General features: G+C 61.5%; 18 protein-coding genes. 6 read left to right on the top strand and 12 right to left on the bottom strand.

From position 1 onward, the window contains the following. The first annotated feature begins 58 nt into the window (after nucleotides 1-58). The 5 genes from dnaX (at nucleotide 59) to HU743_RS20435 (ending at nucleotide 5,912) form a co-directional block, all read left to right on the top strand. Nucleotides 59-2,161, top strand: a complete 2,103-nt coding sequence (gene dnaX, locus HU743_RS20455) for a DNA polymerase III subunit gamma/tau (RefSeq protein ID WP_186650864.1) — start codon at nucleotides 59-61, stop codon at nucleotides 2,159-2,161. A 68-nt stretch (nucleotides 2,162-2,229) separates the two neighbouring features. Beyond that, the gene (locus HU743_RS20450; RefSeq protein WP_003223337.1) at nucleotides 2,230-2,568 is read left to right on the top strand and encodes a YbaB/EbfC family nucleoid-associated protein; all 339 of its coding nucleotides are present in this window, start codon (nucleotides 2,230-2,232) and stop codon (nucleotides 2,566-2,568) included. 306 nt (nucleotides 2,569-2,874) lie between these two features. After that, nucleotides 2,875-3,909, top strand: coding sequence for an NADP-dependent oxidoreductase (locus tag HU743_RS20445; RefSeq protein WP_186550952.1), 1,035 nt, complete (start codon nucleotides 2,875-2,877; stop codon nucleotides 3,907-3,909). A 66-nt stretch (nucleotides 3,910-3,975) separates the two neighbouring features. After that, nucleotides 3,976-4,578, top strand: coding sequence for a recombination mediator RecR (gene recR, locus HU743_RS20440; protein WP_186623097.1), 603 nt, complete (start codon nucleotides 3,976-3,978; stop codon nucleotides 4,576-4,578). 185 nt (nucleotides 4,579-4,763) lie between these two features. Continuing rightward, nucleotides 4,764-5,912: an acyl-CoA dehydrogenase family protein gene (locus HU743_RS20435; protein ID WP_186650862.1), complete on the top strand. Its 1,149-nt coding sequence runs from the start codon at nucleotides 4,764-4,766 to the stop codon at nucleotides 5,910-5,912. 134 nt (nucleotides 5,913-6,046) lie between these two features. Here HU743_RS20435 and HU743_RS20430 read toward each other — a convergent pair whose 3' ends face one another. Continuing rightward, on the bottom strand, nucleotides 6,047-6,595 hold the full coding sequence (locus HU743_RS20430) for an adenine phosphoribosyltransferase (protein WP_007918333.1): 549 nt from the start codon (nucleotides 6,593-6,595) through the stop codon (nucleotides 6,047-6,049). Between the two features lie 75 nt (nucleotides 6,596-6,670). After that, the gene (fnr, locus tag HU743_RS20425) at nucleotides 6,671-7,405 is read right to left on the bottom strand and encodes a fumarate/nitrate reduction transcriptional regulator Fnr (protein ID WP_186550955.1); all 735 of its coding nucleotides are present in this window, start codon (nucleotides 7,403-7,405) and stop codon (nucleotides 6,671-6,673) included. 154 nt (nucleotides 7,406-7,559) lie between these two features. Here fnr and HU743_RS20420 point away from each other — a divergent pair, with 154 nt between their 5' ends. Next, the gene (locus HU743_RS20420) at nucleotides 7,560-8,042 is read left to right on the top strand and encodes a hypothetical protein (RefSeq protein ID WP_186550956.1); all 483 of its coding nucleotides are present in this window, start codon (nucleotides 7,560-7,562) and stop codon (nucleotides 8,040-8,042) included. Here HU743_RS20420 and hemN read toward each other — a convergent pair. From hemN to HU743_RS20370, 10 genes are all read right to left on the bottom strand, one after another. Next, complete coding sequence (gene hemN, locus HU743_RS20415; RefSeq protein WP_186638153.1) at nucleotides 8,039-9,421, bottom strand: oxygen-independent coproporphyrinogen III oxidase; 1,383 nt, start codon at nucleotides 9,419-9,421, stop codon at nucleotides 8,039-8,041. The genes HU743_RS20420 and hemN overlap by 4 nt on opposite strands. Nucleotides 9,422-9,632: 211 nt before the next feature. Next, on the bottom strand, nucleotides 9,633-10,316 hold the full coding sequence (locus tag HU743_RS20410) for a sulfite exporter TauE/SafE family protein (RefSeq protein WP_186650860.1): 684 nt from the start codon (nucleotides 10,314-10,316) through the stop codon (nucleotides 9,633-9,635). Then, complete coding sequence (ccoS, locus tag HU743_RS20405; RefSeq protein WP_039763029.1) at nucleotides 10,309-10,521, bottom strand: cbb3-type cytochrome oxidase assembly protein CcoS; 213 nt, start codon at nucleotides 10,519-10,521, stop codon at nucleotides 10,309-10,311. Before ccoS ends, HU743_RS20410 begins: the two co-directional genes overlap by 8 nt. 22 nt (nucleotides 10,522-10,543) lie before the next feature. After that, on the bottom strand, nucleotides 10,544-12,994 hold the full coding sequence (locus HU743_RS20400) for a heavy metal translocating P-type ATPase (RefSeq protein ID WP_186650858.1): 2,451 nt from the start codon (nucleotides 12,992-12,994) through the stop codon (nucleotides 10,544-10,546). 164 nt (nucleotides 12,995-13,158) lie between these two features. Continuing rightward, complete coding sequence (locus tag HU743_RS20395; protein WP_186550960.1) at nucleotides 13,159-13,698, bottom strand: FixH family protein; 540 nt, start codon at nucleotides 13,696-13,698, stop codon at nucleotides 13,159-13,161. A gap of 11 nt (nucleotides 13,699-13,709) precedes the next feature. After that, complete coding sequence (ccoG, locus tag HU743_RS20390) at nucleotides 13,710-15,125, bottom strand: cytochrome c oxidase accessory protein CcoG (protein WP_186623105.1); 1,416 nt, start codon at nucleotides 15,123-15,125, stop codon at nucleotides 13,710-13,712. A gap of 222 nt (nucleotides 15,126-15,347) precedes the next feature. Further along, nucleotides 15,348-15,758 (bottom strand): type II toxin-antitoxin system VapC family toxin, encoded by a 411-nt coding sequence (locus HU743_RS20385; protein ID WP_186650856.1) that lies wholly within the window; start codon nucleotides 15,756-15,758, stop codon nucleotides 15,348-15,350. Continuing rightward, complete coding sequence (locus HU743_RS20380) at nucleotides 15,758-16,012, bottom strand: type II toxin-antitoxin system Phd/YefM family antitoxin (RefSeq protein ID WP_186650894.1); 255 nt, start codon at nucleotides 16,010-16,012, stop codon at nucleotides 15,758-15,760. The genes HU743_RS20385 and HU743_RS20380 overlap by 1 nt, the downstream gene beginning before the upstream one ends. A gap of 173 nt (nucleotides 16,013-16,185) precedes the next feature. Beyond that, nucleotides 16,186-17,169, bottom strand: coding sequence for a cytochrome-c oxidase, cbb3-type subunit III (ccoP, locus tag HU743_RS20375; protein WP_186638145.1), 984 nt, complete (start codon nucleotides 17,167-17,169; stop codon nucleotides 16,186-16,188). Continuing rightward, nucleotides 17,166-17,351, bottom strand: a complete 186-nt coding sequence (locus HU743_RS20370) for a CcoQ/FixQ family Cbb3-type cytochrome c oxidase assembly chaperone (RefSeq protein WP_003175465.1) — start codon at nucleotides 17,349-17,351, stop codon at nucleotides 17,166-17,168. Before HU743_RS20370 ends, ccoP begins: the two co-directional genes overlap by 4 nt. Nucleotide 17,352 lies beyond the last annotated feature (1 nt).

The raw sequence follows: 17,352 nt of genomic DNA, 5'->3' as shown, positions 1-17,352 counted from the left end.
TTTGCCCTTGCTCCGCTAGCATTAGCCGCTTCAGCTTCCTTCGTTGCGACGGTTTTCGATGAGTTATCAGGTTCTTGCACGTAAATGGCGTCCGCGCTCGTTCCGCGAAATGGTCGGCCAGACCCATGTGCTCAAGGCTCTGATCAATGCCTTGGACAGCCAGCGGCTGCACCACGCGTACCTGTTTACCGGTACGCGCGGGGTGGGTAAGACCACGATTGCGCGGATCATTGCCAAATGCCTGAACTGTGAGACAGGTATCACTTCCAGCCCCTGTGGCGAATGTTCGGTGTGCCGCGAGATCGACGAGGGCCGTTTCGTCGACCTGATCGAGATCGACGCCGCGAGCCGCACCAAGGTCGAAGACACCCGCGAACTGCTCGACAACGTGCAGTACGCGCCAAGCCGTGGGCGCTTCAAGGTCTACCTGATCGACGAAGTGCACATGCTGTCCAGCCATTCGTTCAATGCGCTGTTGAAAACCCTCGAAGAGCCACCGCCCTACGTCAAGTTCATCCTGGCGACTACCGATCCGCAGAAACTTCCGGCAACGATTCTTTCGCGTTGCCTGCAATTCTCGCTGAAGAACATGACGCCGGAGCGTGTGGTTGAGCATTTGACCCACGTGCTTAGCGCCGAGAACGTGCCGTTCGAAGACGATGCCCTGTGGCTGCTCGGTCGCGCCGCCGATGGCTCGATGCGTGACGCCATGAGCCTGACCGATCAGGCGATCGCCTTCGGTGAGGGCAAAGTGCTGGCCGCCGATGTGCGGGCGATGCTCGGCACGCTGGATCACGGCCAGGTCTTTGACGTTCTGCATTCGCTGATCGAAGGTGATGCCAAGGCACTGCTCGAAGCGGTGCGGCATCTGGCCGAGCAGGGGCCGGACTGGAATGGCGTGCTCTCGGAAATTCTCAACGTACTGCACCGCGTGGCGATTGCCCAGGCCTTGCCGGAAGGTGTCGACAATGGCCATGGCGACCGCGATCGCGTGTTGGCGCTGGCCCAGGCGTTGCCCGCCGAAGACGTGCAGTTTTATTACCAGATGGGCCTGATCGGTCGCCGCGATTTGCCGCTGGCGCCGGACCCGCGCGGTGGCTTCGAGATGGTCTTGCTGCGGATGCTGGCGTTCCGGCCGGCAGATACCGCGGACGCCCCGAGGCAACCGCTAAAGCCAGTGGGGATCAGCCAGGCCACAGTTGATTCCGCGAACGCAGTGGCTGCCGCGCCCAAGCCTGCCCCGGTCGTCGCTGCGGCGGTTGCGCCGGCACCTGCGCCCGTGACGCCGGCTGCACCGATAACCGCGCCGACGCCTCAGTCAGTAGCGGTTGCGCCGGTTGCTGAACCTGTACCGGAACCTGAGCCCGAGCCGGTTGCTGTCGAAGCTGCCGTCGATCTGCCGTGGAACGACCCGGTAGAAGCCGAGCCTGAGCCGGCGCCGGTGCAGCAACCGGCCGTCGAACCGGTGCTGGAAACCGCCGCCGAGCAACCCGAGTTGCCGCCGATGCCGCTGCCGACCCCGGACAGCGTCGTCCCGGATGCGCCGGAGTGGGCTGCCGCGCCGATTCCCGAGCCGTCTGTCGCCGACGTCGATGCCGCCACACCGGGCATGGACATGGACGACGAACCGCCGCTGGACGAAGACTACATCGAGCCGGACATGGATTCGGCCTACAGCTATCTCGACGAACTGGCCAGCGAACACGCCGCCGAGCCGACACCTGCGCCCGAGCCGGAACCGGCCGCCGCGCCGGCCACCGGTCTGGCCCTGCAATGGCTGGAAATGTTTCCGAAACTGCCGATTTCCGGCATGACCGGCAGCATCGCCGCCAACTGCACCTTGATCGCGGTCGATGGCGATCATTGGCTGATGCACCTCGATCCGGCTCACAGCGCGTTATTCAACGCCACGCAACAGCGCCGGCTGAATGATGCATTGAACCAGTTCCACGGGCGCACGCTGACCCTGACCATCGAGCTGATCAAGCCCGAGCAGGAAACCCCCGCCCAGGCCGCGTCCCGCCGGCGCGCCAACCGACAGCGCGAGGCGGAAGAATCGATCCACGGTGATCCGTTCATCCAGCAGATGGTCCAGCAGTTCGGTGCAGTGGTACGACACGATACTATTGAACCTGTCGACGCCCTGGTGACTCAGGGCTAATAACTGAAGGCGTTCGGCTTCGCTGGCCGGGCGCTGTTTTGATCCAAGTACTTTTTGAGGTGATTCCCATGATGAAGGGTGGCATGGCCGGCCTGATGAAGCAGGCGCAGCAGATGCAGGAAAAAATGGCCAAGATGCAGGAAGAACTGGCCAATGCCGAAGTCACCGGCAAGGCCGGCGGCGATATGGTCACCGTGGTGATGACCGGGCGTCACGACGTCAAAAGCGTCAGCATCGACCCAAGCCTGGTCGAAGGCCTGAGCGAAGACGACAAAGAGATGCTCGAAGCTGTGGTCGCTGCCGCTGTCAATGACGCCGTGCGCAAGATCGAAGCCAATAGCCAGGAAAAAATGGGCAGCATGACCGCCGGCATGAACCTGCCAGCGGGGATGAAACTGCCGTTCTGATTCGCCATCCGGCGACAGATGAGCTACACAAAATGCCAGGCCTTGCGCCTGGCATTTTTGTTTCTGACGCATCCTGAATGTGCGCCTTGTGATGTCTGTGGCGAGGGAGCTTGCTCCCGCTGGAGTGCGAAGCGCTCCCCTGCATACTTTCAGGAATATCGCGCTGAAAGGTTTTGCGACTGCTGCGCAGCCGAGCGGGAGCAAGCTCCCTCGCCACAGGTGCAGAGTAGAAACATCGAACGCGCAAAAGCCACAACGGTCTGCTCCCTATACCCGCTGAATTAACCCTTCACAGGAGACGCTGACATGTCCGACCCTCTCACCCTCAACCAACGCTTCGTCCTCGCCTCGCGCCCGACCGGCGCGCCGACGCCGGAAAACTTTCGCCTGGAGCGCGAAGCTTTGCCGGACCTGCAGGACGGTCAGGTGCTGCTGAAAACCCTGTACCTGTCGCTCGATCCGTACATGCGCGGGCGTATGAGCGACGCACCGTCCTACGCGGCTCCGGTGCAAATCGGCGAAGTCATGACCGGTGGAGCGGTCAGCCGGGTGGAACGCTCCAATCATCCGAAATTCCATGCCGGTGACCTGGTGGTTGGCGCGACCGGCTGGCAAAGCCACAGCATCAGCGACGGACGCAACATCATGCCGATCCCGGCCGGCCTGCCGAGCCCGTCGATGGCCCTCGGCGTCCTGGGTATGCCGGGCATGACCGCCTATATGGGCCTGATGGACATCGGCCAGCCAAAAGAAGGCGAAACGCTGGTGGTGGCCGCAGCGTCCGGTGCTGTCGGCTCGGTGGTCGGTCAGGTGGCGAAGATCAAGGGTTTGCGCGTCGTCGGTGTGGCCGGCGGTGCCGAGAAATGCAGATACGTGGTTGAAGAGCTGGGTTTCGACGCGTGCATCGATCACAAGGCAGCAGACTTTGCCGAACAACTGGCCAAGGCTTGCCCCGAGGGCATCGACATCTATTTCGAAAACGTCGGTGGTCATGTCTTCGACGCTGTCGTGCCGCTGCTCAATCCCAAGGCGCGCGTTCCGCTGTGTGGTCTGATTGCCGGTTACAACGCCTCGGAAACTCCCAAAGGCCCGGATCGCCTGCCGTTGCTGCAACGCACGCTGCTGACCAAGCGGGTACGCATCCAGGGCTTTATCGTGTTCGATGACTACGGCGATCGCCAGCCGGAATTCATCAGCCACATGGTGCCGTGGGTGCGCGATGGCAAGGTCAAATTCCGCGAGGACGTGGTCGAAGGCCTGGAGCAGGCGCCTGAAGCGTTTATCGGTCTGCTGGAGGGACGCAACTTCGGCAAACTGGTGGTCCGGGTCGCCCAGAACTGAGGATTTGACGCTGGCCGGAGGCGCGGGTATAAACCGCGTCTCGTTGTTTAGTCGGACTGTTTACCCATGAGCTTCAGCCCTTTGATTCGCCAACTGATCGACGCCCTGCGCACCTTGCCGGGCGTGGGTCAGAAAACCGCTCAGCGCATGGCGTTGCAGTTGCTCGAACGCGACCGCAGCGGCGGCACGCGCCTGGCCCAGGCCCTGAGCCAGGCGATGGAAGGGGTCGGCCACTGCCGCCAGTGCCGCACGCTGACTGAAGACGATCTCTGCCCGCAATGCGCCGACAGCCGGCGCGACGACACGCTGCTGTGCGTGGTCGAAGGGCCGATGGATGTTTACGCGGTCGAGCAGACCGGGTTCCGTGGCCGTTATTTTGTGCTCAAGGGGCATTTGTCGCCGCTTGATGGATTGGGGCCCGAAGCAATCGGCATTCCGCAACTGATGGCGCGGATTGAAGAGGCAGGGACGTTTACCGAGGTCATCCTCGCGACCAACCCGACCGTGGAAGGCGAGGCGACAGCGCACTACATCGCGCAGTTGCTCAGCAACAAAGGCTTGATCGCTTCGCGCATTGCCCATGGCGTGCCGTTGGGCGGAGAGCTGGAGCTGGTCGACGGCGGGACGCTGGCGCATTCGTTTGCCGGGCGCAAGCCTATTTCCTTGTAAATCTCTATCGCCTGTTCTGGCCCTATCGCGAGCAGGCTCATTCCTACAATTGAAATGCGTTCCCCTGTAGGAGTGAGCCTGCTCGCGATAGCCGCGACTCGGTCCCCGAGACCCGCAAAACAATTTCATTGAAAACCAAGCAAGCGCTCGGTTAACGTCGGCGAACCCTTCCGTGGAGCTCGCCCATGCCTGCCTTTCAGGAATACTTCGACCCCAGCCACCAATTGGTCCGCGACAGCGTCAGACGTTTCGTCGAGCGCGAGATCCTGCCGGACATTGATCAGTGGGAAGAAGCCGAAAGTTTTCCCCGCGAACTGTATCTGAAGGCCGGCGCTGCGGGCATTCTCGGCATCGGCTATGCCGAAGCCCTGGGCGGCAGCCATGAAGGCGATCTGTTCGCCAAGATTGCCGCCAGTGAGGAGTTGATGCGCTGCGGCTCCGGTGGCCTGGTGGCCGGTCTGGGGTCGCTGGACATCGGCCTGCCGCCGATCGTCAAATGGGCGCGGCCCGAGGTTCGCGAGCGGGTCGTGCCGCCAGTGCTCAGCGGTGAAAAAATCAGCGCCCTGGCAGTCACCGAACCGGGTGGCGGCTCCGACGTCGCCAACCTGCAAACCCGCGCCGTGCGTGACGGCGATTTCTACCGGGTCAGCGGCAGCAAAACCTTTATTACCAGTGGCGTGCGCGCCGATTTCTACACCGTTGCGGTGCGTACCGGCGCGCCGGGGTTCGGCGGCATCAGCCTGTTGCTGATCGAGAAGGGCACGCCAGGTTTCACCGTCGGCCGGCAGTTGAAGAAAATGGGCTGGTGGGCGTCGGACACCGCTGAATTATTCTTTGATGACTGCCGCGTGCCTGTAGACAATCTGATCGGCGCCGAGAACATGGGCTTCGCTTGCATCATGGGCAATTTCCAGAGCGAACGCCTGGCGCTGGCGCTGATGGCAAACATGACTTCGCAACTGGCGCTGGAACAGAGCCTGAAATGGGCGCGCGAGCGCGAGGCGTTTGGCAAGCCGATCGGCAAATTTCAGGTGATCAAGCATCGTCTCGCCGAGATGGCCACGGCGCTGGAAGTGTCGCGGGAGTTCACTTATCGGCAAGCGGCGAAGATGGCGGCGGGGCAGAGTGTGATCAAGGAGATTTCCATGGCGAAGAATTTCGCCACCGACACCTCGGACCGCATCACCACGGAGGCGGTGCAGATTCTTGGCGGGCTGGGTTACATGCGCGAAAGCCTGGTGGAGCGGCTGTATCGGGATAACCGCATCCTGTCGATTGGCGGCGGGACGCGTGAGGTGATGAACGAAATCATCAGCAGGCAGATGGGGCTTTGACCTCCCTCCATGATCGTTCCCACGCTCTGCGTGGGAATGCCTCAAGGGACGCTCTGCGTTCCAGCTTGCGATAGGGACGCGGAGCGTCCCGGGCTGCATTCCCACGCAGAGCGTGGGAATGATCAATGTGAGGCTTATTTATCGGTCAACGCGAACTGCGTCAGGCAGAAGGTAGGAATGCCCATATCCTCAAGACGCTGCGAACCTTGCAACTCTGGCAAGTCGATAATCGCCGCCGCTTCATGCACGCGCGCACCCATGCGGCGAATCAGATTGGCCGCTGCGATCAGCGTGCCGCCGGTGGCGATCAAATCATCGAACATCACCACCGAATCGCCTTCGCACAGGCTGTCGGCGTGGACTTCCAGAAACGCTTCGCCGTATTCGGTCGCGTAACCTTCGGCCAGCACGTCGGCCGGCAGTTTGCCCTGTTTGCGAAACAGCACCAGCGGCTTGTTCAGTTGGTAAGCCAGTACCGAACCGATCAGGAAGCCACGGGCATCCATCGCACCGATGTGGGTGAAATCGGCTTCGACATAGCGGTGGGCGAAGCTGTCCATCACCAGGCGCAGGGCCGTTGGCGACTGGAACAGCGGGGTGATGTCGCGAAAGATCACGCCCGGTTTCGGGAAGTCGATCACGGGGCGGATCAGGGATTTGATGTCGAAGGAGTCGAAGACCATCGGGGTGTCCTGGCAGGGCTGCAAACGGCGCAGTATACCCGCGGCTGAAACGATTCGCTCAACCGCGGGTCGTGATCAGCCGTCGATCGAGCCACCGGCCAGGGCGCACAGCTGAATCGGGTCGAGGATGTGGATCTCTTTGCCCTCGGCGGCGATCAGCTCGTTCTGCTGGAAGCGCGTGAACACCCGCGACACGGTTTCCACCGCCAGGCCCAGGTAGTTGCCGATTTCATTGCGCGACATGCTCAGGCGGAACTGATTGGCCGAGAAGCCGCGGGCACGGAAACGCGCCGACAGGTTGACGAGGAAGGTGGCGATGCGCTCGTCGGCGGTTTTCTTCGACAGCAGCAACATCATTTGCTGGTCGTCGCGGATCTCACGGCTCATCACGCGCATCAACTGACGGCGCAGTTGCGGCAGTTGCAAGGCCAGTTCATCAAGACGTTCGAAGGGGATTTCGCAGACCGAGGTCGTCTCCAGCGCTTGAGCCGACACCGGGTGTTTCTCTGTGTCCATACCGGACAGTCCGACCAGTTCGCTCGGCAAGTGGAAACCCGTCAGTTGCTCCTCGCCGCCGTCGCTGAGGCTGAAGGTCTTCAGGGCGCCGGAGCGTACTGCATAAACGGAATCGAACGTGTCGCCCTGACGGAACAGGAACTCGCCCTTTTTCAACGGGCGGCCGCGTTTAACGATTTCGTCCAGCGCATCCATGTCTTCCAGATTCAAAGAAAGTGGCAGGCAGAGAGGGGCCAGGCTGCAATCCTTGCAATGGGCCTGGTTGTGAGCGCGCAGTTTAACTGGCTCGGACATTTCTTAAATCCTTGTGGGAAAACACACATAAGCCGTAAGGGTAACTCACGGGAGGACATTCAGGCCAGCGTGCAACGACGTTGTCCTACAGGCATAAAGCCGCAGCCCTGGCGGCCGATAAACCGGTATCAGAACGCACGGAAGGAAGGATTCGATGAGCGCCATTGGCACGCTGAACCCCGGTAATCATGGCGTTGCGGCGTTGCCGGAGGGTCTGAATAATGACTCTGCCGTTGACCGCGACGCCGACTCTTCAACGCAGGCAACCCCGACCTTGGTCGAGGGCGTCAAAGTGTCGCTGTCCGGTGCTGCCATTGCAAAATCTGCCGCGGTCGGCGGCGAAAACAGCGATATCGACAACAGTGGCTTGCCGGAGAACATCCAGCAGTTGCTGAAAATGATCCGCAAAATACAAAAAGAGATTGTCGAGAAAAAAGCCCGCATGGCGGCTGTGATGTCCGACAAGACCCTGTCCAATGAAGAAAAAACCAACAAGCTCGCCGCGCTGCGCGGTGCCATCGCAGCCTTGAGCAGTGGCCTGATCACCGCCAACCTTGCCCTGTCCAAGGTGATGAATCAGTCGGCGTTGACCCCGGATCAAAACTTCAAGGTCGGCTCGCTCCTGACCAAGCCCTAGATTACTCGCGAGAAGCGCTGGCGGTTCTGCTGCTCAAGGTAGGCATCGAACACCATGCACACCGAGCGCACCAGCAGGCGTCCGGCCGGCAACACCTCGATGCGTTCGCGTTCGAGTCTGATCAGGCCATCCTCGGCCATACTCTGCAGTTGCGGCCATAGCGCGCCGAAATAGCCCTGAAAATCGACGTTGAATTGCTGTTCGATGGTGGCGAATTCCAGCCTGAAAGTGCAGATCAGTTGCTGGATCACCGCGCGGCGCAGGCGATCGTCGGCGTTGCACACCAGGCCGCGACTGGTGGCCAGTTGCGCGCTGGCGAGGGTGTTTTGATAGGCGTTGAGATCGCTGCTGTTCTGGCAGTACAGATCGCCGATCTGGCTGATCGCCGAAACCCCCAGGCCAATCAGGTCGCAATGACCGTGGGTGGTGTAACCCTGGAAGTTGCGTTGCAGGGTGGCTTCTTCCTGGGCGATCGCCAGTTCGTCGTCGGGCAGGGCGAAGTGGTCCATGCCGATGTAGCGATAGCCGGCGGTCGTGAGCTGTTCAATGGTGCGCTGGAACATCTCCAGTTTTTGCGCCGGGCTCGGCAACTCGCTGCTGTTGATGCGCCGCTGCGGCATGAAGCGTTCCGGCAGATGCGCATAGTTGAACACCGAGAGCCGGTCCGGTTGCAGGCTGATGACTTCGTCGACAGTGCGGGCGAAGTTGTCCGGGGTCTGCTTCGGCAAGCCGTAGATCAAATCAATGTTGATCGAGCGAAATTGCAACGTGCGCGCAGCGTCGATCACCGCGCGGGTTTCTTCCAGGCTTTGCAGGCGATTGACCGCACGCTGCACCGCCGGGTCGAGGTCCTGCAGGCCGATGCTGACGCGGTTGAAACCCAGTTCACGCAACAGGCCCATGGTCGACCAGTCGGCTTCACGCGGGTCGATCTCGATGCCGTAATCGCCAGAGTCGTCCTCCAGCAGATTGAAGTGCTTGCGCAAGTGCGCCATCAATTGGCGCAGTTCGTCGTGGCTGAGAAAAGTCGGGGTACCGCCGCCGAAATGCAGCTGCTCGACTGTCTGCGCGGGGTCGAGGTGGCAGGCGACCAGCTGGATTTCCTGCTCGAGCCGTTGCAGATACGGCTGTGCACGGCCGCGATCCTTGGTGATGACTTTGTTGCAGGCGCAGTAGTAGCAGATGTTTGCGCAGAACGGTACATGCACATAAAGCGACAACGGCCGCAGGGCTTTGCGGCTGTCGCGCAGGGCGTGGAACAGGTCGAAGGTGCCGACCTGACCGTGAAATTGCACGGCCGTCGGATACGAGGTGTAGCGCGGCCCCGCCAGGTCATAGCGGCGGATCAAATCGGTGTCCCAACGAATGGCGTCGAGCATGCGGGCATTCCCCCCGGATAGGCTGGCAGTGTGGCGAGTCTAGGGGAGGGCGCGGCGGGGCATCTTGATTTGCATCAAGGGCTGCGGATAGTCAGTGCTTATGTGGCGAGGGAGCTTGCTCCCGCTGGACTGCGCAGCAGGCCTGATGCCTGAGGCAAAAGCGGGGGCGCTGCGCACCCCGGCGGGAGCAAGCTCCCTCGCCACAGAATAATCAATGGCCCATCAACCAATGCTGATGCGGTCCAGGCAGCGTCCAGAGGCCAAAAAGGATGACCAGCAACCCGCCAGCCATGCGTACGCTGCGTTTGCGCAGGATCGCCGTGACCCGTTCAGCCGCCAGCCCGGTGGCCAGCAGCACCGGCCAGGTGCCGAGACCAAACGCGAGCATCAGCAACGCACTGTCCAGCGCATTGCCCTGACTCGCGCTCCACAACAACGTGCTGTAAACCAGCCCGCACGGCAGCCAGCCCCACAACGCGCCGAGCAGCAGGGCACGCGGCACACTCGACACCGGCAGCAAGCGATTCGCCACGGGCTGGATATAGCGCCACAACCCCCGCCCGAGGGATTCGATGCGCGTCAGGCCGCTCCACCAACCCGCGAGATACAAGCCCATCGCGATCAGCAGCAACCCGGCCATTACCCGCATGAACAACGCCGCCGGGCTGTTTGCCAGCGCCCAGCCGGCCAGCCCGATCAACAACCCTGCCGTGGCATAACTGAGAATCCGCCCCAGGTTGTAGGCCAGCAACAAGCGAAAGCGTCGGCTGCGCTGTTCCTTGGGAATCGCCAGGGTCAAGGCGCCCATCAAGCCACCGCACATGCCCAGGCAATGTCCGCCGCCGAGCAGGCCGAGGATCAGCGCCGAGACCAGTAGCGGCGCCAGTTCAAGCATGGGGTGGCGCCTTGTCGTCCGGTTTGCCGGCGTTGGCTTCGTCCACCGCAGCGGTGTGGTTCGGGTCCTGATCATCGAAGAGGATGCTGTGGGCGGGGCCGTCGAGGTCGTCGTACTGGCCGCTGTCCACCGCCCAGAAGAAGATGTACACGGCGATGGCTACGATCAGCAGGGCCGCGGGGATCATCACGTAGAGAGCTGGCATCTGTACTCCAGGCCCGTGCGGCTCAGGCCGGCAATGGGCGGGTTTCTGACGAGGTGTGCGCGGCTGGCGCGCCCGGCACGCGAGTCAGGCGCAGGGCGTTGAGCACCACGGTCAGCGAACTGATCGACATGCCGACGGCGGCCCAAACCGGAGTGATCCAGCCGAGGGCGGCGAACGGCAACATGAGGCCATTGTACAGCGCAGCCCACAACAGGTTCTCGATGATCACCCGGCGGGTACGTCGCGCCAGGCTGAAGGCTTGCACCAAGGCGTCGAGGCGGTTGGACAGCAGCACCGCGTCGGCGCTGGTTTTCGCCAGATCGGTGGCCGAACCCATCGCCACGCTGATGTCCGCAGCGGCGAGCACCGGCACATCGTTGACGCCGTCGCCGAGCATCAGCACTTTGCGACCCTGCTGGTGCAGTTGCTGCAGCACTTGCAGTTTGTCATCCGGGCGCAAGCCGCCGCGGGCCTCATCAATACCCAGTTCGGCGGCGACGCTGGCGACCATCGGCGAGCTGTCCCCGGACAACAGCAGTGTGCGCCAGCCACGTGCCTTGCACGCCGCAAGCAGGGCGGGGGCGTCGTCGCGCAAGCGATCATCGAGGACGAACCAGGCCAGCGGGCCGTCAGTGTCCGCGAGCAGCAACCATTGCCCGGCTTCATCGGGCATCAACGGTACCGGCGCGCCGCTCGGGGCGCAGGCAAATGCTGCCTGGCCGATGCGCAAACGCTGGCCGTCCACCACGCCTTCCAGACCCAGCCCCGGCGTGCTGTGGACTTCTTCAGCGGCCAGCGGGGCGCGGCCGAACGCTCGGGCAATGGGGTGTTCCGAACGGTTTTCCAGGGCGGCGGCAAGGCTCAGACATTGTTCGCTGTCAAGGCCACCGAGCGGGCGAATCGAGCGCAGGACCAGACGGCCTTCGGTCAGGGTGCCGGTCTTGTCGAAAATCACCGTATCGATTTGATTGAGGCCTTCAAGCACATGGCCGCGGGTCAACAGCAGGCCGAGTTTGTGCAGCGTGCCGGTGGCGGCGGTGAGGGCGGTTGGCGTCGCCAGCGACAGCGCGCAGGGGCAGGTCGCGACCAGCATGGCGAGGACGATCCAGAATGCCCGCGAAGAATCGAGTTGCCACCAGAGCAGGCCGATCACTGCCGCCGCGATCAGCGACAGCAACAGAAACCATTGCGCGGCGCGGTCGGCGATTTCTGCCAGACGTGGTTTTTCCGCCTGGGCGCGGTCGAGCAGGCGGACAATTGCGGACAGGCGCGTGTCTTGTCCCAACGCCTGCACTTCGACCGTCAATGCGCCTTCGACGTTGAGCGTGCCGGCAGTCACCGCATCGCCCAAGGTTCGTGGCTGCGGCAGGTATTCGCCGGTCAGCAGCGATTCGTCGATGCTGGACTGGCCGTCGATGATTTTGCCGTCAGCCGGCAGAATCGAGCCGGGCTGCACCAGAATCCGCTCGCCCAGGCGCAGCTCGCTGAGCAGGATGCGTTCGCTCTGGCCGTTCGCATCAAGACGCAGGCACGAGGCCGGCAACAGATTTACCAATTGCGCGGTGGCGGCGGCGGTGCGTTCGCGGGCGCGGCGTTCCAGATAACGCCCGGCCAAAAGAAACAGCGCAAACATGCCGACCGCATCGAAGTACAGCTCGCCGACAGCGGTGATCGACGTCCAGATCCCAGCGATATAAGCGCTGCCGATCGCCAGGGAAACGGACACATCCATGGTCAGGTGACGGGTGCGCAAATCGCGCATCGCGCCTTTGAAGAACGGTGCGCAGCTGTAGAACACGATCGGCGTGGTCAGAAACAGCGCGACCCAGCGCAGGATCGTGTGCAGTTCGGGACTGAGGTCAATGTTGAATTCCGGCCAGGTGGCCATCGTCGCCATCATCGCCTGGAACCACAGCAACCCGGCGACGCCGAGCTGACGCAGGGCCAGGCGATTCTCGCTGGCCAGTTGTTCGCTGGCGCGGTCGGCTTGGTAGGGATGGGCGGCGTAGCCGATATGGCGCAGTTCGGCGAGCAACTGGCTCAGCGGCAATTGCGCGTCGGCCCAGCTGACGTGCAGACGATGGTTGGACAGGTTCAGTCGCGCCTCGGCGACCGCCGGCAGCGTGCGCAGGTGTTTCTCGATCAGCCAGCCACAGGCAGCGCAACTGATGCCTTCCATCAACAGAGTGGTTTCGGCCAGATCGCCTTCGTGGCGGACGAAGGGTTGTTGCACGTCGGCGCGGTCGTACAGCGCCAGTTCATCGCTCAGTTGCACCGGCAGCGCTTCGGGGTTGGCCGAGGCTTCGCTGCGATGCTGGTAGTAGCTTTCCAGACCGCCGGCGACGATGGCTTCGGCCACGGCCTGACAGCCCGGGCAGCAGAATTCGCGGGACTGCCCGAGTACGACGGCGGTGAAGCGGCTGCCGGACGGGACGGGCAGGGCGCAGTGGTAGCAGGGAAGTGGGGTGGTCATTTCTGTTGCCATGGAAATCCATTGTAGCGAGGGAGCTTGCTCCCGCTCGACGGCGAAGCAGTCGCAAAGCAGCAGACTCACTATGCCTGAATGCGCCAGGAAGCCAATTTCAGGGGCACTTCGCGCCCCCGGCGGGAGCAAGCTCCCTCGCCACAATGGCAGGCTTATTTCTTGAGGTCTTCCGCACCCTGCAATGGCTCATCGCCGAGTAGCAGATCCTTGTCATGGCTGACAAGTTCTTCTTCAAACATACGCCACACGTGGTCATCCTGACTGCCGAGCAACTCGACAAACCGACGTCCCTCGACCTTGTCCCCGAGTTGGCCGATGTAGCGCCCGGTTTCACTGTCACTGCGGGTAAGGACTATTTTGCGATCCTTCTCCGGCTGGGTTGGCGATATCAGATTCAACTCCAGGGTTTGCGGCTGGCTGTCACCGCTCAGGCGCAGGTCGACTTCGCCGGTGACGCCGTCCAGGTGCACGTTGGCGCGCATCTTCAGGTTCTGCGCCAGCAACTCACGGTCCAGCGAACGGTTGATGCCTTTGCCTGCTTCGTAATAGTTGTCGTTGACCAGATTGTCCGGATTGTTGACCGCAATGGTCACCATGGACAGGGTCAGGGTCACCGAGCAGGCCAGAATCGCGATGATGATCCATGGCCAGAGGTGCTTGTACCAGGGACTTGCAGCGTTTGCAGCGGGCATGTGCAGTTCTCTCAACGGATTTGTGGGCCGATGAATCGGCTCTTGGCTTCAACGTGGACGCTATCGTCATCGGCGTCCTTGAGGATGAATTTCACCTCATTGGTGCTCGATGGCAGTTGCTCCGGTGCGCTCGACAACTCGACCGGCATGCTGACGATATCCCCGGCGGCAACCTTGATCTCGCGCTTGCCTTGCAGGCGCAGGTCCGGCAGGCCTTCAGCTTCCAGCACATAGGTATGATCGTGCTGATCCTTGTTCATGATCTTCAGGCTGTAGACGTTTTCGATCCGGCCTTCGGCGTTTTCGCGGTACAGCACGCGGTCTTTGCTGACGTCGAAACCGACCAGCGAGCGCATGAAGAACGCGGCGACCAGCAGACTGATCATCGCCAGCAACACCAGCGCATAGCCGATCAGGCGTGGCCGCAGTTTATGGGTTTTCTGCCCGGACAGATTGTGTTCGGTGGTGTAGCTGATCAGCCCGCGCGGGTAGTCCATCTTGTCCATGATGCTGTCGCAGGCATCGATGCACGCCGCGCAGCCAATGCACTCGATCTGCAGGCCGTCGCGTATGTCGATGCCGGTCGGGCAGACCTGCACGCACATCGTGCAGTCAATGCAATCGCCCAGGCCAAGGGCCTTGTAGTCGACGCCTTTCTTGCGCGGGCCACGGCTTTCGCCACGGCGCGGGTCGTAGGAAACGATCAGCGTGTCCTTGTCGAACATCACGCTCTGAAAGCGCGCGTAAGGACACATGTAGATGCACACCTGCTCACGCAACCAACCGGCATTGCCGTACGTGGCGAGGGTGAAAAAACCGACCCAGAAATACGACCAGCCATCGGCCTGGCCGGTGAAGAACTCGATGACCAGCTCGCGGATCGGCGAGAAGTAACCGACGAAGGTCATGCCTGTGACAAAACCGATCAGCAGCCACAGCGAGTGCTTGGCCAGTTTGCGCATGAATTTATTTGCGCTCATCGGCGCCTTGTCGAGCTTGATGCGCTGGTTGCGGTCGCCCTCGGTGACTTTCTCGCACCACATGAAAATCCACGTCCACACGCTTTGCGGGCAGGTGTAGCCGCACCAGACGCGACCGGCATACACGGTGATGAAGAACAGGCCGAACGCGGCAATGATCAACAGGCCCGAGAGCAAGATGAAATCCTGCGGCCAGAACGTAGCGCCGAAGATGAAAAACTTACGCTCCGGCAGGTTCCACCACACCGCTTGGTGGCCGCCCCAGTTCAGCCACACCGTGCCGAAATACAACAGAAATAGCGCCGCCCCGCCGAGCATCCGCAGATTGCGGAACAGGCCGGTGAAGGCGCGGGTGTAGATTTTTTCTCGTGAGGCGTAAAGATCGACGCTGTTGCTCGGGTTTTTACTCGGCGGCGTGACGTCGTGTACCGGAATCTGATTGCTCATCATTGCATCCCACGGCAGTGGAAAAATGCCTCGGTCGATACGTGCCAACCAAGGTCAAAAAAGGCTGTTGCAGTGGCGCAATGATACGCCTGCAGCTCTGGCTCAAGGGTGCGACCTTTGGTCGCGTTGGGTAAAAAGTGCGGATGGTGTAGCGATTGCGCAAAAGCCTGACGCAGATCAATTGACTTGTTGAGTATGGACGGTTTTGGTGGGCTGGCTAATTCACGGTTCCCAAGGGTTGAGCAGTGCGACGCCGCTGGCTTGAAAGCCGCTGACGTTGCGGGTGACGACGGTAAGGCCGTGAACCAGGGCCGTTGCGGCAATCAGCGAGTCGCTCTCACTGGCGCGATCCGGGACGTGCAAGCTGGCACAGCGAATGGCGACAGCCGCATCCACCGGCAGGATTCTCGCATCGAATGTTGGAAGTACGTGGCGGTTCAGCCAACTGCGCAACACCTTGCCTTGCGCCGGATCCCGGCGTTCGATGCGCAACACGCCGGTTTCCAGTTCCTTCACGGTGATGGCTGAAATGAACATGCGAGGAGCGATGACGCTTTTGGCCCAAGCGACAACATTTTTGTCAGCTTGGGGTTTACGCAATTCTGATATTACATTGGTGTCGAGCAAATACATCAGGACAGATCCACAGGGCGATGAGTGATAACGGCACGCTCGGTTTCGAACTCGATATCAGCCGCCTCAGGCATGACTAACAGGTCGACAATACTTGCGTTTTGGCCGGTGAGTTTCTGGTACTCCTCAATGCTTAGCAGTACGTGGGCAGGCCTGCCACGGTCGGTAATGATTACCGGCCCCTGACGCGTGGCTTTTTTGGCACTACTTGTGTCTTGGTTGAATTCGCGACTGGAAATGGTGGTAATGGCCATCATGTGTATCCGCCCTCAATGATGCTTTGTAGAAACGTTACTACTTCAAAGTCCAGCCGACAACCTTGGCAGCCCATCAAGCGCTACCATTGGTCGAAAGCAAGGGCGTCAAACAAAACGGCCCCGCCAATTCCCATTGGCGGGGCCGTCTCGTATTGCTTCAGGCGCAGGCCTTACTCGGCGTCCGCTTCCGGTGCTTTTTCACCGTGCGACAGGCTATAAACGTACGCTGCGAGCAGGTGCACCTTGTCGTTACCCTGCAGTTGTTCCTGCGCGGGCATCTGGCCCTGACGGCCATAACGGATGGTCTGCTGCAGTTGCGCGAAGCTCGATCCGTAAATGAACGCGCCCGGATGCGTCAGGTCAGGCGCGCCCATGGCTGGGGTGCCTTTGCCGGCCGGGCCGTGGCAGGCCACGCAGTTGGCGGCGAACAGTTTCTGGCCGTTGGCCGGGTCGGCCTTGGCGTCTTCCGGCAGCTTGCGGCCATCCAGGTTGGTCACTACATAAGCCGCGACATCAGCCACGCCTTGCTCACCGATCACCTCCGCCCAAGCCGGCATCACCGCGTGACGGCCGCCCATGATGGTGGTCTTGATGGTTTCCGGCTCACCGCCCCAGCGCCAGTCGGCGTCGGTCAGGTTGGGGAAACCGTAGGCGCCCTTGGCGTCGGAACCGTGGCACACGGAGCAGTTGGAGGCGAACAGACGACCGCCCATTTTCAGTGCTTGCGGATCCTTGGCGACTTCTTCGATCGGCATGGCGGCGAACTTGGCGAAGATCGGACCGAACCTGGCGTCCGAACGCGCCATTTCCTTTTCCCATTCGTGCACGCCGGTCCAGCCGGTCTGGCCGTTGGCGAACGCGGTCTGCTTTTCCGTATCGAGATAGTTGTAGCCCGGCAGCAGGCCCTTCCAGTTGCCCAGGCCTGGATACAGCACCAGGTAACCCAAGGCAAAAATGATGGTGCCGACGAACAGCATGAACCACCATTTTGGCAGCGGGTTGTCGTACTCCTCGATCCCGTCGAAGGAGTGGCCGACCGTCTCGTCCGTCTGTTCGCTGCGCTGGCCCTTGCGGGTCGACAGCAGCAGCCAGGTCAGGGCGAAGATCGTACCGAGACTGAGGACTGTGACGTACAGACTCCAGAATGTAGTCATTCTTTGTTACTCCTAGAAGCTTGCTCGACGTGCTTGATGGCTTCGGGATCATCCGCAAAAGGCAGCAAGGTCGCGTCTTCAAACTCCGACTTGCGCTTGGGGCTGAACACCCACAACGCCAGACCGATAAAGGCCACCATCACGACAACGGTGCCCAGGCCTCGAATCATCCCGATATCCATC

It is taken from the genome of Pseudomonas sp. SWRI99, assembly GCF_014270125.1.
GTDB lineage: Bacteria > Pseudomonadota > Gammaproteobacteria > Pseudomonadales > Pseudomonadaceae > Aquipseudomonas > Aquipseudomonas hamedanensis.
Note: the sequence above shows the minus strand (reverse complement) of the source record. Positions and strands in the feature narration are given on the sequence as shown.